The organism is Mariniblastus fucicola, from assembly GCF_008087665.1.
GTDB lineage: Bacteria > Planctomycetota > Planctomycetia > Pirellulales > Pirellulaceae > Mariniblastus > Mariniblastus fucicola.
Map to the genome: position 1 here is coordinate 2,876,874 of NZ_CP042912.1, position 15,542 is coordinate 2,892,415.

Sequence of the window (15,542 nt, forward strand, 5' to 3'; positions counted from 1 at the left end):
AGCTTTGATTATCCCGGCTATGCCTACTACAGGACTTGCCTTGCCAGATCTCAGGGGGACACATGGTAATGTCAACTTGAGTCGGCGAGGGAAAAAGCGGAAAAAGCAGGGTATCCGCAGACTGCGGAGAAAATCCGGATTATTTACTCAAAGCAAGTTGTAAAACGTGGAAAAGGATGACCGCTGGGTTAAGTTATAGCTGAAATCTTGGGATTTGCGGTCAGGGGAGCTTTGTCCTTGAGCGTAAATTTCGGGGTACGTGTAAACGTGGCTGATTGACAGTGCTTTAGTGCTAGTTAGAATCTGCCGCGCAAGGAACTTGGATCAATCGCCTTGTTTATGCGTATCACCGCAGAATCGGCTCCCGCTGGTTCTGTCCAATGTTTTGAATTCATGATGTCACATCGTGGTGATATCGATTGAAACTTATGTTCGAGTCTCGTTCGAGGAGGACCCTTTTTATGTCGAAGCGTTTTTTCGGCATGTTGGTAGCTTGTGTTGTCGCAACTTTTGCGTCAACGTCTGCCAATGCTGACACACCATGTGGTTGCGGCCAAGTTGTTGCACCATGTGGAGATTGCTACGGAAGCTCCGTAGTTGACCCGTATAGCGCGGGTGGAATGGTATACGATGGAATGTCTGGCGGCATTTCATACGGCGGCGGAGTTGTTGTTGATGGTGGAGCTGGCATGGCCGGCGGCATTGTTGACGGCGGAGCTATCGTCGGCGGTGGAGAAGTTGTTGGTTCAGCTGGCGGCGGATGCTGCGGGCAATCAGTTCGTTACGAAACCCGTACGATCTACCAGAACCAAATGACAACTCAGATGCGAACAGTTACACGTACTCGTATGCGTACTGAAACTCGCACACAAAATTACACTGTGAACGTTCAGGTTCCAGTTCAACAGACTCAGAACTACACCGTCATGGTGCCGGAAACTAAGTCACGAACTGAGTCTTACACAGTTACAGTTCCTTACACTGAAAACGTAACTCAGCAGTACAACGTAACTGTGCCAGTTCAGCAGACTCGTGAAGAATCTTACTCTGTAAGCGTTCCTTACACTGAGCCTGTTTCTCAGAACTACACAGTCATGGTTCCTTACACTGAGAACGTTACTCAGAACTACACGGTTCAGGTTCCTTACACTGAGAACACTACTCAGGAGTACCAGGTTACTGTTCCTTACACTGAGACAACTACTCAGACTTACAACGTGCAAGTTCCTTACACTGAGAACACAACTCAGGAGTACCAGGTTTCAGTTCCTTACACTGAAATGACGACTCAGGACTACACGGTTACAGTTCCTTATACTGAGAACGTTACTCAGTCGTACCAGGTTTCAGTTCCTTACACTGAAATGACGACTCAGGAATACGCAGTTCAGGTTCCTTACACAGAGAACACAACTCAGCAGTACCAGGTCACTGTTCCTTACCAGGAAATGGTTGCCCAGAACTACTCAGTTCAGGTTCCTTACACTGAGAATGTTACTCAGTCGTACCAGGTAAGCGTTCCTTACACTGAAAACGTGACTCAGTCATACCAGGTTCGCGTTCCTTACACTGAGCAAGTTGCTCAGCCTTACACAGTTCAAGTTCCTGTTACGACTCAGGTTCCACAGACTTACACAGTCATGGTTCCAACGACTCAGCAGCGTACTGCAACTCGTATGGTTTGCCAGCCTTACACAGTTACTCGTTACCGCACGCAGTGCGTTGATGCTGGTTCATTCCAGAACGTAACTCGTCAGGTTCCTGTCTATAACGGAGCTGCTTCTTACGGAAGCGGAGCTGTTTACGGTGGTGGCGCTGGTATCGGTGGCGGAATCCTCGGTGGCGGCGGTTGTGGCCTTCTTGGCGGCGGCGGTTGCTCTGCACGTTCTAGCTGTGGTTGCTCTAGCTGTGGTTGCGCAAGCAGCTGTGGCGGTGGATGCGGTTCAGCTTGTGGCGGTGGATGCGGTTCTTCAGTTGGTGGCGGACTTCTCGGCGGCGGAATCGTCGGCGGTGGTGCTTCTTACGGTGGCGGCGGTGCTGTTGCTGTAGGTGGCGGTTGTGGTCCTACTTACCAAACTGTTACGACTCGCGTTTACGTTCCACGTCGCGTTCAGCAGCAGGTTCCTTACCAGGTAACGTTGAACCGTCAGGTTCCTCAGCAGTACACGTACAACGTGACTGTTAACGTTCCACAGACTCAGACTCGTATGGTTGCTTCAACTTCATACCGAACTGAGACTCGTCAGCGTATGGTTGCTGTTCAGCGTTGCCGTATGGAAACCAAGACTCGTACTGTTCCAGTAACACGCACTCGCATGGAAACTCGCACACGCGAAGTTCCTGTTCAGCGCTGTCGCACTGAAACTCGTACTCGTCAGGTTCCTGTAACCAAGACTCGTGTTGAAACCAAAACTCGTACTGTTCCAGTTCAGAAAGTTCGTACTGAAACTCGTACTCGTCAGGTTCCTGTAACCAAAACGAAGGTTGAAACTCGTCAGCGTACCGTTGCAGTTCAGAAGTCACGAACTGAAACTCGTACTCGTCAGGTTCCAGTTCAGCGTACTCGTCTTGAGACACGTACTCGTACGGTTGCTGTTACTAAGATGAAGACAGAAACTCGTACACGTGAAGTACCTGTTCAGCGCACTCGCACTGAAACTCGTACTCGTACAGTTCCTGTTACCAAAATGCGTACCGAAACTCGTCAACGCACTGTTGCTGTTCAGAAGCAACGTTCAGAGACACGTACTCGTACGTACAACGTAACAAAGACTCGTCTTGAAACTCGTACTCGTACCGTTCCGTTCACAACTTACAAGACTGAAACAAAGTCTCGTACGGTTGCTGTTCAGCGGTCACGTCAGGAAACTCGTACTCGCGAAGTTCCTTACACAGTACAGGTTCCAACGACTCAGACTCGTACCGTTACAGTAATGACTTCTCAGCCACAGACTCGTACCCGTACTTACACAGTACAGGTTCCAGAGACTTACACTGAGCAAGTTCCTTACCAGGTTTGCACACGCGTTCCTAAAACCATCTCGGTTCCTGTTGTTGTCAACAGCGGCTGTGGTGCAGCTATGGCTGCTCCAGCAATGATGTCTGCTCCAGCAATGGGCGGAACTGTCATTGATGGTGGCATGGGCGGATCTGTTATCGATGGTGGCATGATGAGTGCTCCTGTTGATGGCGGAACAATCATCGACGGTGGTGCCGCTGGTACTGTTATCGATGGTGCTTCATACGACGCCGGCTTCGGTGGCAACTACGGTGTTGCAGCTGCTCCAGCTGTAATCTCTGGTGGTGCTGCAAGCTACGTTGGTGTTGCTTCTGGTTCTGGCTGTGGCCTTGGTTCAAACCTTGGTGGTGGCAGTCGTCTGTTCCGCGGATGCCGTCTCGGTAGCCGTCGTTCACGATGTGGTTGCAACTAGTGCGACTCTGATGTGATTCATTCACATTAGACGATTGAAAAATAAAGGGCGTGTCCACTCGGACACGCCCTTTTCTTTTGTCTCAATTGTTTCTGAGTGGAAACCGAACTATCGGCGAATGATCATCGTTCCATTGTCGGCGACTGGAAGAAGTGGTCGATCGTAGGAGCGGTAGTACGCGACGCCCTGCGGACGGAATGCAAATCCAACATAGATGTTGAATGTGTCTTCGATCCGGCTTGAGCCGAGATTGCTGTTAGGTGCTTCTGTGTCGTTGAGGTAGTACGCGGCTCCGGCTTCCAGTGCCATGAACTGCGATACGGGGATATCAAAATCCGCTCCGACTGCGAAGTGATCGTTGCCGGTCCAGCCAGCGAAAATCTCTTCCCATCCACCAGTGCTGAGAACTTTACGCAAGAAGAATCGGTAGTGCTCGTCCGTCGTCGTGGTCAACCCGCTGAAACGCGTGCCATCGAAGATTCCCAAGCTTGTATCATCCTGTTGGCTACTCGTGAAACGGAATCCGATTGCGCCTCCGTTCGGATATGCCCAGCTGAGCTCACCGCGGAGTTGTGCAATGTCTGACTCAGTGAAGTATTCTTCAGCCAGCACGTCGACGACCAAACCTGCCTGCAAGCCGTAATCGACGCGGCGATAAAGTCCCGCCGTGATGAACAGCTGATCGCGGCTCGCTTCGGTAACATCGCTTCCGCCAAAGTTGGTCTGCACGCTTCGCATACCAAACTGACCAGAAACACGGCCGCAGAAAAGACGGCAAAGCGGAATGCCAAGATTGAAACCGGCGTAGGCTCCGAAATTGGAATCCTGAACCAGATCCGTTCCGACAGGGCTGGTGTAGGCTGGGTGCTGGAAAGCAGTGGCACCGAAAAAGTAGCTGCCAGATCTCAAGGCACGTCCGAGCGGTCCCTGCCAACATGGTGTGTCGTCGGGGCATCCGCCTCGCCCGCAGCAATCGTCAGTAAAGTAGCTTCCTGAATCGCCGCAAGAATCGCAACCGACCACAACGTCGTCGCTATAGACAACGCCTGAATCGATAGAACCCTGAATGGAATCTGTGTAGATTGGCTGACCCGCCATCGGTGCTCCAATGACTTCCCCGGACATGACTGGCTGGGAAAGAACCGTTTCACCCATGATCGGTGAACCGCCATCAATGACGGTGCCTTCGGTCAAAAGTTGCGCAGTGCGTGTGCCGGAGGGGGCGTAAGTCTGACTGGCGGATCTGGCTGAGCTCGACGCAGCTTGGCCGGGAACGACCTGACGCGGAACGCGCGTCGCGCTTGCCTGAGCCACTCGAACGGGTTCTGCTTGTGAAACAGCCTGCTGTGTCTGAGCACGGGCTTGGGCCTGTTGAATTGCTGCCATTCGGGCCTGATATTGAACTGACGCTGCGTTCTGTGCATTCGCACTTGTCGTCAGGAATGCCGCGATCGAAAGCGGCAAAACGAATAGCATGCTGGTTGTTTTGGGGGAAAACATCGGATCATCCTGTCCTGAATTTGGTTCACGCAAACGAAAGCGCATTCGTCACGTCAGAAAAGTTATCGGACCGACAAGAACCACTCTTTCGTCAAAATCGGCATAATCAGAAAAACTCCCAAGCTTTGCCCACGTTGCCATCAACTGATAGCAAACTTGGTGGAGTTGGCAGATTCAGCCGCCGGCAGCAGGAACATTCAAGTTGAATGCGTGGGATGGGCAAAATGGTTCAATTAACGAAACGTGCTGGACTGCGTCGTGGGGTTCGTTGGCAAGGATTGAATCACAGAGCGGTTAGGCCTGTGTCGAAGTTACCGAATGTATGAAAACTTCTTTCTGGTTTGGTCAACTGAACTTTACCATGTACTCGAAACTGATCTGCTTTCTGTTTGTCGCCGTGACTTTGCAAAGCTGTGTTTCTCAAGTGGAAGCACAGGTTACCTATGCGTTGGGTGACACTCCGATCACGTCTGGTGCGCGAAACGTCGGACCGGTTCGGCGAGCAGCTCAACGCGTCAGATCTGGATCCGCACGCGTCGTGCCCACCTTCGACAAAAACGGAAGGTTTAACCGCGAGGCGGCCTACAGCTTCAACGAGAGCCGACCTCTGGCCGGGCTTTTTGCGCCAGATTTTGAATTGACCGCTAGTGTATTTGGTGGCTGGAATCGGATCGTCGGACTTGGTCCTGACTCCGCTGACGACGGCAATTTCGACGACGATCTCGCCGTGGGGTTCGCTTACGGTCGTCGGCACAACAAGCGACTGCGAAGCGAGTTCGAGTTCACCTACCGATCCAACGAAGCGAGTGCTGATGTGATTGGGGCGTCAATGCCACAACCACTGCTTGGTGAAGTCCAGGTGTATTCAATTATGAAAAACTTCGTGATCGATATCGAAGTTCCATCTCAATTCGCGACACCGTATGTTGGCATCGGAATCGGCTACGCACATTTCGATGCGGATTTCAATCGGAGCAGCGGCGTTGTGCTTGAGAACTCGTCGAGCTTCGCTTGGCAGCCGATTGGCGGCGTCTCGTTGCAACTTACCGAACGAGCTTTTTACTACATCGAATATCGATACTTCTCGACGACGGAATTGGAAGTCACGCAGTTCGGATCAGACGTAGAAGGCGTGACTTACAGTGCGCACAATCTGTTCATGGGTTTGCGATTCGAGTTTTAGAATAGCCATTTTTTAAATATCGGAGTTGGCATCCGTTTCGCCAAACAGTGCCGTGGATCCAGGCTGTTTCGATCTGGCAGAAAGCTAAGCTTTGGCATCGGGTTCCTGGATCGCCCAGCCCTTTTTGATGTTGTCCTTCTTCAATTGCTCGAACAGGTCGTTGATCTGTTGTTCCGAGTTCGAGATTCGGACTTCGCGATCCAGAGGTACTTTGCGTCCCGGGCTGTAGTCGGTGTAGTGAACGACGTAAGCGGGATACTCGGAGCCTTCGTTCTCTTTGTTCGTCTTCCACATCAGAAACTTTCGCACCATCAGTTTACCCTTGAGCGTTTTCGTATAGACCTCGCGTTTCAGGACTGACGACGTCGAGAGTTTTAACTCCGTCGCGTTGACGTCAACCTTTTGAACCGGGACGACGTTTGTGATTTGCGCAATGCGAACATCATCTTTATTGAACTTCTTGTCTTCGCGAATCCGCACAAATTGGGGAGAAATAATGCTGACTAGCGGCAATCGTCGGACTACTTCATAGGCGTCCGTTTCGTGGTTCCAGTTCAGCACCATGCGGTTGATTGGACCGCCACGCGTGTTCTGTGAGATGATGTCCAGACAAGTGATTTCGATGACCCATTCCGGCCGTACCATTTGGTAAGCCACATGGTCAGAATTCACCTCTGCGTACTCGCTTTCTACGACCATGTCTTTGAGGTCGCTAAGCATTCCCCGGCGGTCGTCGTCAGAAAATCCGCCGCCGACTCGGCACATGACTTGGACAGCGCCATCCTCGCGAACGATTCCCAGCAAAAGATCATGCAGCATGCCTTCGCGGTCATCGGTTGATTCCGTAAAGCCCAAGACCAACGCGTCGAGCGTATGGAGTGGCTTGATCTTGAAATTGCCGGCGACGTCGCTGCGGACAACGATACCTTCGGCTTTCTCCTTGTCGACCCACTCATCAAACTTCATCTTAACAGCTTTGCGACCTTTGACCTTCACAGTCTCAACCGGCTGAATTTTGCTCCCGCCGGAAAACAGCTCTTCAATCTTCGTCCATGTCTCGGCGTAAGGTTGGTCAACGGTTTCGCCGTTGATCGCAATCAGATCGAACACTGCAAAATGCAGCGACTGAAGATCCTGCTCTGACTTTGGTTGTCGAGCCGAACTGATCACGTCGTGGACTCGGCATCGACGGTCCCCGTCAATTTCCTTGTGTAACTCGCCAGCGAACAACGCGGAATCCACGTTCGCCGCTTTGAGGATCTCCAATGCTTCCTTTTGCCATGGCATACCGACACGAACGGTGCCTCCAGGATTGACGCTGTAAATCTGGCCATCCTGAAAAACGCAAACGGTGAACTCACCATCGATTTTTCGGCTGACATAATATTCGGCGTCGGCGACTTTTCGATCGATGTCGTGTCGTCCAAGCGGGAACATGCGCGAAGCGATTTGCCGTTTGTAGTTCTGGACTGTTGGCACAATCCTGGGGTCTTTGATCGCCGTGCCGGCGCCGACTCCATAAGTGCCAAGCTTGATTCCGATCAGTCCGGGTTCGAGCAGGGGTTCGCTCATTGGATGTTTCGTTTAGGTCAGGCGAGTAAAGCAGTTATTGTAACGTCAAACTGAATGTGTAAAAAAAGCCCCACACGGAAATCCGTGCGGAGCTTCAATTAACGAGTGTGAGTTCGGGCTATTTTCGTCGACGCCGAACGCTTAAGCCGGCCAGCAATAGCAACGAGATCGTCGCGGTAGCCGGTTCCGGGACGGCTGACAGTTGCATGCCAACTTGCAAGCCTTCGATCCCGATTGTGCTAACCGACTCGTCGAATCCGGCAAGGTAGTTGAAACTAACCTGTGTCGCGCCGGCGCTGCTGTACGCCCAATGCCGAGAGTGGTCTGATCCGGGAATTCCGTTTGTGATACTTCCACCGGCAAACAGGATGTCGTCACCGTCAACGAAGCTGGCTCCATCGGTATAGTTGGTGATCAGATTGTTCTCATCGAAGATCGATCCAACTCCGTCTGAAGTAACGCTTGTGAAGTCAGGGTTTGCGATTGTGGTGCCCACGGTAAAGATCGAGATTCCGTCGACTGTCCAACCGGCGTTCGGTGTTACGGAGATCTGCCAGAATCCGGACGCAGTATCGTCGCCTGCGAATGAACCAGTCGAATCTGGATAGATGCCAAATCCATCTGCGCTTGGCCCCCAGCTGGATCCACTGTTGAAAGTGTTGGTGCCCGCTCCGTACGTTACCGAAGCAGAAAACTGCCCGACAACGCTGCCGCTTTCGAGAATGTCGGCTGTAACCGCATACCCGGCTGCATCGTCTTGAGTGACGATCGTTCCCTCGAAAATCGAAGAGGAGAAATCGATGTCGGCTCTGGAGGTTTGGGGCAGGACGATGCTGAGAGCAAGAGCGAACAGAAGGGGGCGTAACGAAAATCTGGGTTTGATCATTTCAAGACCTCGAAAGGTTGTGCATGCAGTGCGATAAAGTAGGTTGCCAACGGAAACGTCGCTTGCGTTGACGGTCCAGTTTGACCGTGAGGCGACGACAATTCCGGTTGCCGGTTTGATCAGATAACAACAGTCGAGTCATCCATTCCGATCTGTAGCATCTGAATCGGCTAAACCCTCACCGGTTTCGAGCAGATGCACCAGCATTCCGGATTATTCGAGAGAGAAGCCGCTGCCAGTTCTTCGGGCAGTACCAGTTGCGAATGAGAACACCGATTGCTCCGATAGTTCGGGTTTCAGCTGCAGACACGGTAAAAACCAATTGATATGGTATTCCCGCGTTCACGCGGAACATCTGCTCGACTGACATCGCCGGTCCAATCCCTACGACGCGTTATCTTTCGCAGTCCCGCGCGGCACTGCTCGACAGGTAAACGGTCCAGGGGTTTGACCGACTTGCGGCCTCAAGTGTTGTCTGCAGAGATAGATGGACATCGAGACGCAATTCGGACAAAGAACTACGTGCGTTGAGTCAGCACTTTCCAGATTTCCCGAATTCCAGGTGGCTTGCCTCGCATCAACGTTCCTGCTCGAAATAACCTCGCGGCGATCTTGATCGCGAACCATGTTGAAACGGCCAGGATCAAAAATGAGACCGCGGCTTCCCAAAGTGCGATGTCACCAGACCCCAGCCGCAGCGTCATCCCAATCGGAGAGAAAAACGGAATCATCGAAAGCACGCGTGGCACCATCGCGTTCGGATCGGAAATGAAAACCGTTGGCATCATCATCGGCACGCAAGCGCAAATGATCACGGCGGCCGAAAGCTGTTGGCAGTCCTTGTAAGTCGAACCCAACGATCCCATGCCGGCCAACAGGCTCCCGTAGAACAAAAATCCCATCACCATGAAAACGCCGCTGATCAAGAGTTGCAAGACATTGATGTCATAGTCCACGAATTCGTTCATGACCGTTTGCAAGATGATCGGGATCACCGAGACCATCACCATCCAAATTGCGATCTGCAACAAGCCAGCACAAACGATGCCCAGAACTTTGCCAAACAACAAATCGTCGGCCGACACCGAAGAGACGATGACTTCCATGACTTTGTTCTCTTTTTCTTCGGCGATGGAAGCCAACAAAGCACTTGCGTTCATCATCAACGCCAATACCAGCAAGCCCGCGACCGCAAGTGGAATGCCCATCGACAAGCCCTTGCTCAGCAAGTTCACTTCTTCAAATTTGCCCTCGCTGTTGATTTCAAACTTCGTCGCCTGGGCGAAGTTGCGGATTCGTTCAACTTCGTTTTCGGTCAGTTCGGTCTTCTTGAGAATCTCGTGACGAATCATTTTCGAAAGCCAACCGGTCTTCATGGACGAGCCGAACAGATCGCTGCGCCGAGTGTAAACTTCGACTTGGCCAGATTCGATGTAGTCCGGCGGAATCACAACAATGGCTTTCCATGACTCATCTTCCAATTCCGCACGGCCAGCATCGACGCTGTCGAGCAAAACGACTTTCTGTTCGAAAAAGCGATTGATGTCCGTGTCGCCGGTAAGCTTTTTCAGCTCTTCAGGAACATCATTCGATGCGTCGTCAGTTTGCTGAATCTCAAACACTTCACCTGGGACCGCGTCGGCAAGCGGAGCACCTTCCGCTGTCAAGATTCCTGATTGATCGATCAGCCCCGTCGGTTTGCTCATTCGGCTGATCTCGCCGGGAACTGTCATGGCGATAATCAGCGTGATGATTCCGAGGTAGCCCAACGCTAACAGGGGCATTCCAAGCGTCACCAAATAATAGGACTTCTTGCGAACCGTAAACCAGAACTCATGCCAGGCAACTGTGCCAATCATGTCGTTACTCCTGCAGCAGTCGCCTTGTATTCCGGAGCCTTGCCAACGACTTCGACGAAAATGTCTTCGATCGGCATACGGGCTTCTTCGAACCGGCGGAAATTTCTTTTGCCGGCGGCCAACTCCTGCATCAGATCATGCATCGATCGTCCATTTTTGAGTTTAATGCACTGGCCTTGAGCCGACCGCGTGATCGATTCGATGCAGTCCAGCCCGCCGGTTTCCGCGTCGTGATCCATCAGGACTTCGTATCGAGTATAGGACTTGCGGATTTCGTCCAACGACCCGTAAAGCACTTGCTTGCCGTCATTGATCATGAAGATCCGATCGCAGAGTGCTTCGACTTCCGCCATCATGTGCGTCGAAAGGAACACAAGCTTTCCCGCCGCACGCAAATCGAGAATCGTCTCTCGAATCAATCGCGTATTGACCGGATCGAGACCCGAAAACGGTTCGTCCAGCACGACCAGATCCGGGTCATGCAGCACGCAGGAAGCAATCTGAATCTTCTGCCCCATGCCTTTGGACAGGTCGTGAATTTTCTTGTTTGCACAGTCCGCCAATTCGAATCGCTCGAGCAACTCCATGGCCTTGATCCTGGCCGCCGCGCGATCGAAGCCTTTGAGCGCCGCGAAGTACAGCAGCACGTCCATGACTTTGCGTTTCTGGTACAGCCCGCGTTCTTCAGGGAGATATCCGATCCTGCGTTTGAAGTCGATCGTTCGGTTCGCTGCCGGATCTCCGTTAAGCAAAATTTGCCCAGAGTCCGGCCGGATGATGTCCAGCATCATGCGAATCATCGTCGTCTTGCCGGCTCCGTTGGGCCCGAGCAAACCAAAGATCTCGCCGCCGCCGGACTTCCACGAAACGTTGTCCACCGCGACCTTCTGGTTGGCTCCGCGGCCATAGGTCTTGCAGACGTTTTGCAGTTCGATTTCCATTCAGGTCCCGTTCGCGTTTCAAGTTGCGAATGACTTACGCGTCCTTCGTGCCAAGGTTTCAAAAATTGGACTTCACTCGACAGGATAACAGATGCAACAGGCATCGGGTTGCGGCCAGTCACTTGAGTCGCATCGGACCGAGTCGACTCTCCGGTCTGTGGTGGCGAGCTTCAACTCACGTCATCGTCCCGATTAGATCTACGCTGCTTCGCTGATAAATCAAATCCAGAAGCTGAAGTAACCATAGATCGCAACGACCAGCCCAAGAACGATGGCGGTTGTGATCACATCGATCGTAGACCAGGAGTCTCGTACCATCATTTTGTCGATCGAGTACCACGTCAGTCCCTGCAGGTTCTCATCCTTCGGCGGCGAAGTCATATGTGAAACGAGCAAGACCATCACCACCGTGATCGCAAACAGGATCCCGGACGCATAGAGGAAATTGATATCCGCAATCGAATTCAAAATGTTCTGCGGCTCTGCACCCTCTTCGGTCGCGTAAAGCAACTCAATCGTCAGCTTGCCCATTCCCATGACAAACCCCGCCACCAAACCAACGATGGCTCCTGGCGAATTGGTTCGCTGATAGAACAAGCCCAGCAGAAACACGGCCGTGATCGAAGGAGCGAGGTAGCCCTGCACGGACTGAAGGTAGCTGTACAGCCCCGAGTCTTCCGAAAGGCTTCGCAGAATCGGGATCCACAGAATGCCCAACACGACAACGATTGCCGTCGCGATTCGGCCAACGTTGACCAGCTGAGCCTGAGACGTTTTTGGTCTGAGTTTTTGGTAGATGTCGATCGTGAACAGCGTCGCGCAAGAATTGAACAGCGACGAAAGCGAACTCATCAGAGCCGCCAACAAGCCGCCGATCACCAGCCCTCGCAAACCAATCGGCAACATCTCCGTCACCATCGTCGCGAACACTTTGTCGCCATCGATCGAACCGTCACCGGTCACCGGAAGGTCAATCACTCCTTTCGCATCCAAAGCTGCCGCGATCATGCCCGGCACCAAAAAGATCATCACCGGCCAGACTTTCAGGAACGCGCCCCAAATCGTTCCCTGTCGGGCGACCGTCAGGTTCTTCGCCGCCAAAGTTCGCTGCACGATGTACTGATCGGTGCACCAATACCAAATGCCGATGATCGGCGAAGCCATCAAAATTCCCAGCCAGGGAAACTCGGGATCACTCAGCGGATGCCAGAGCGCGTATTCGGCTACGTTCGTTTTCGCAAAAGACTGAAGCTCGGCCCAACCGCTCAGATCACCGGTCGCACCAAGCTTTCCCAGCCCGATCCAGGTGATCAACGCGGACCCAATGATCAAGATGAAAGCCTGCGCCGTGTCGGTGAACAGCACCGCGCGAAAGCCGCCAAAGATCGTGTAAATTCCGGTCAGGATTACGGTCGTCAGTGCTCCAACCCAGAACGCGGCGGCCGGCGAGCCGAAAGTATTTGGCAGCAGCGTTTCAAAAACGATGGCTCCGGCGTAAACGTTCACGGAAACTTTCGTCAGCACGTAAGCTGCCAACGAAACCACGGACAAGATCCAGCGAGTCGCCGATCCAAATCGCTTTTCCAGAAACTCGGGCATCGTCGAAACGGTCGACGTGTAATAGAAGGGCACGAAGATCCATCCCAGCATGATCAGGATGTAGGCATGCAGTTCCCAGTGAGCCATCGTCATGCCTTGGGTCGCTCCGGATCCGGCGAGCCCGACAATATGTTCTGAGCCAACGTTGGACGCAAACAGCGAGCATCCGATCACGAACCAGCCGACGTTTCGGCCAGCCAGAAAGTACTCGTCGGCACTATCCTGTTTCCGCGAAGTGAACCAAACGATCAGGATCAAGAGCACAAAATAGACAAGAACAATGGCCCAATCGATCGGTCCCAGCATGTTTCTCTCCTAAAGCGATATTATCCGCCACAAAATGTCGCTTTGGTCGTGCTGTTTGTCAACCTGACGACGAACACGGCAATTGCTCACATGATTAAAGTCGTCCAGTTCTTAAGCGACACTGGTCGAACAAAGTCCCTGATTGTTGAAGTGTTCGCGATTGCAGAACGGTGATTTGGATGAGGACTTTCTCCGGACCAACAAAGCCCATACTGCTCAATGGACCCATGACAAATGTTCGATTAGCATTGGAGCTCGATGGGGAAACAACTCCGTTTCTCGACGTGATCCCTTCCTGTGCTCATTCCCTCAGTTTGTCGCCATGCTGGAACGTCTGCTATTCCTTCCGATTTGGATTTCTTCCGTCTTTGTTGACCAGTTGGCCCGTCTGATGCGAAGTCTGGCAAGAATGTTTTTTGGGCTCTTCGATTCGGACGATGATCTTGATGACGATACGGATCCACGGACGCGACGTAAGTCAAAGCGGCTGAAGCGAGGGATGCGTCGCTTGCGACCGTACTTCATCTGGGGTTTTGTGTTGCTGACATTGGTCGGGGCTGCAGGGCTTTTCCTGTTCCGTGCGAATCGCGGTTACAGCAAGCGACTGGCCGAACGTTATGAGCTGGCGTTGGCGGCTGCGATCGAATCCGGTGATGAACACGAAGCTGAATTGTTTCGGAGAAAGCTCAGCCAATTGGGCGTCAGCACAGATGCCGGCGAGTTCCGGACTGCGTTGGCTTTGGCTGAGAAAGGCGACGTTTCCGGTGCGTACGAAATGATGCAAACGATGGCGTCAGCCGATTCGCCCGGGTATCCGTGGGCTCACTTCTGGCAAGCCCAACAGTTGATCGACGGGAAACTGGATGTGCCGACAAACGAAGCTTTGCCGTTGGCTCTCAGACATTTGGAACAGGTCAAAACGCGATCCGGAAAACTGGCTCAAATCAACTATCTCGAGGGGGTGGCCTACGTGAAGATGGGCCAAGTCGATGCGGCGGTTGATGCATTGGAGCAGGCGTCAGCAGAAGTTCCGGTTGCCAATGCTCTGCTGATGGAGTTGCGCCGTTCCAGTGGCGATGTTGAAAAAGCCAAATCCGATGCAAAGAAAATTCGAAAGTATCTGTCGGGCAAGAAGATTGACGGGGAGAAATTGACGGATGTGGAGCTTCGTTGGCAAACGAGTGCGGCTCGATTGCTCGGCGACGTCGATGCGGAAACTGACGCGGTCCAGCAGTGGTATGAAGCCAATCCCGAAGATCCGAGAGCACGTTTCAACCAGGCGGTCATCCATTTGCGAACGGTGAATGCTTGGTTGGATGAAGTCGATGATCGCTGGTTGGTTGAAGATGCCAGGATTCCTGTGCAACAGTTGGTTGATGCGGCCCAGTTGATGCCCGTGGGGGATTACGATCGCGTGCGTGCGACGTTGGGCGAGATTTGGCAAAAGCGAAAATCTTCGACGACGGTGCAGTCGTACTACGATCGGCTGATGGGGTTTGATGACGCAAAGGATGCGGAAACTGCAGCCGCAGATGAATCGTCATTGCCAATGTTGACTGGGAAAGCGATCGAGTTCTTTGGCACGTCGGCAGCGATGGAGGCCGATTGGCAAGCGGCAGACCGTTTGTTGGGCTTGGCGACGGAATCCGATCCTGAGTGGAGCCATGCCTGGAACAATCGAGCGTTCGTTGTTGGCGAAGGGTTTCCGGATCGCCTTGAGGAGGCCGTTGGCTATGCCGATCGAGCGATTGAGCTTGAGCCCAACAACGCTGAGTTCCACGAGACTCGCGGCATGTTGAACATGAAGCTGCAGCGATGGGAGTCAGCCGTTTCCGATTTGGAAATCGCGGTCAATGGGTTGGTAGGGCAAAACAAGTCGATACATCGCGTTTTGTCCCAAGCCCATCGGCGAATGGGAAACGAAAACCTAGCCCAAACACACGAGAGGGCTTCAAAGTAAGTTGAATGTGTGCCGACCATTCGACTTGTCGGCTGACGAAAACCGAAAGCGCATGTTTGGCGGTGACGCAAAAAACGGGGACATCCCTGGACATCCCTTACTTTTTTAACAGCGCATTCTATCTTGTGCGAAACCACATGCCCTTTGTTGATGTCTTGGGGGGCGTAGTCGCCCCAAACAATCTTCATTAAATTTGAACACGATCGACCGTGCAGTTTGGCAACCGATCATTATAATTCAAACATATTACGGGGAGACCCATTGTCTATTAGCTCTGAGGACGACACATGATAAGAATAGCGACG

Annotated in this window: 9 protein-coding genes; 3 read left to right on the plus strand and 6 right to left on the minus strand. The window is 52.6% G+C overall.

Translation table 11 applies throughout. The annotated features are described in order from the left end of the window. Nucleotides 1-461 precede the first annotated feature (461 nt). A complete protein-coding gene (locus tag MFFC18_RS25660; protein ID WP_148618803.1) occupies nt 462-3,431 on the plus strand; it encodes a hypothetical protein in 2,970 nt (989 codons plus the stop codon). A 108-nt stretch (nt 3,432-3,539) separates the two neighbouring features. Here the strand turns inward: MFFC18_RS25660 and MFFC18_RS10680 are convergent, their stop codons facing one another. After that, complete coding sequence (locus tag MFFC18_RS10680) at nt 3,540-4,931, minus strand: DUF6666 family protein (RefSeq protein WP_148618804.1); 1,392 nt, start codon at nt 4,929-4,931, stop codon at nt 3,540-3,542. A 361-nt stretch (nt 4,932-5,292) separates the two neighbouring features. Here MFFC18_RS10680 and MFFC18_RS10685 point away from each other — a divergent pair, with 361 nt between their 5' ends. Beyond that, complete coding sequence (locus MFFC18_RS10685; RefSeq protein WP_075081487.1) at nt 5,293-6,114, plus strand: outer membrane protein; 822 nt, start codon at nt 5,293-5,295, stop codon at nt 6,112-6,114. An 84-nt stretch (nt 6,115-6,198) separates the two neighbouring features. Here the strand turns inward: MFFC18_RS10685 and MFFC18_RS10690 are convergent, their stop codons facing one another. The 5 genes from MFFC18_RS10690 to MFFC18_RS10710 form a co-directional block, all read right to left on the minus strand. Then, nucleotides 6,199-7,686 (minus strand): ATP dependent DNA ligase, encoded by a 1,488-nt coding sequence (locus MFFC18_RS10690; protein ID WP_075081486.1) that lies wholly within the window; start codon nt 7,684-7,686, stop codon nt 6,199-6,201. Nucleotides 7,687-7,804: 118 nt separating this feature from the next. After that, nucleotides 7,805-8,572 carry a PEP-CTERM sorting domain-containing protein gene (locus MFFC18_RS10695; protein ID WP_075081485.1) on the minus strand — a complete coding sequence of 256 codons (768 nt, stop codon included), beginning with the start codon at nt 8,570-8,572 and terminating at the stop codon, nt 7,805-7,807. Between the two features lie 518 nt (nt 8,573-9,090). After that, complete coding sequence (locus MFFC18_RS10700) at nt 9,091-10,431, minus strand: ABC transporter permease (RefSeq protein ID WP_075081484.1); 1,341 nt, start codon at nt 10,429-10,431, stop codon at nt 9,091-9,093. Next, the gene (locus MFFC18_RS10705; protein ID WP_075081483.1) at nt 10,428-11,372 is read right to left on the minus strand and encodes an ABC transporter ATP-binding protein; all 945 of its coding nucleotides are present in this window, start codon (nt 11,370-11,372) and stop codon (nt 10,428-10,430) included. The genes MFFC18_RS10700 and MFFC18_RS10705 overlap by 4 nt, the downstream gene beginning before the upstream one ends. Nucleotides 11,373-11,591: 219 nt before the next feature. Then, the gene (locus MFFC18_RS10710; protein ID WP_075081482.1) at nt 11,592-13,277 is read right to left on the minus strand and encodes a sodium:solute symporter; all 1,686 of its coding nucleotides are present in this window, start codon (nt 13,275-13,277) and stop codon (nt 11,592-11,594) included. 322 nt (nt 13,278-13,599) lie between these two features. Here MFFC18_RS10710 and MFFC18_RS10715 point away from each other — a divergent pair, with 322 nt between their 5' ends. Further along, a complete protein-coding gene (locus tag MFFC18_RS10715; protein WP_148618805.1) occupies nt 13,600-15,237 on the plus strand; it encodes a tetratricopeptide repeat protein in 1,638 nt (545 codons plus the stop codon). Nucleotides 15,238-15,542: the final 305 nt, after the last annotated feature.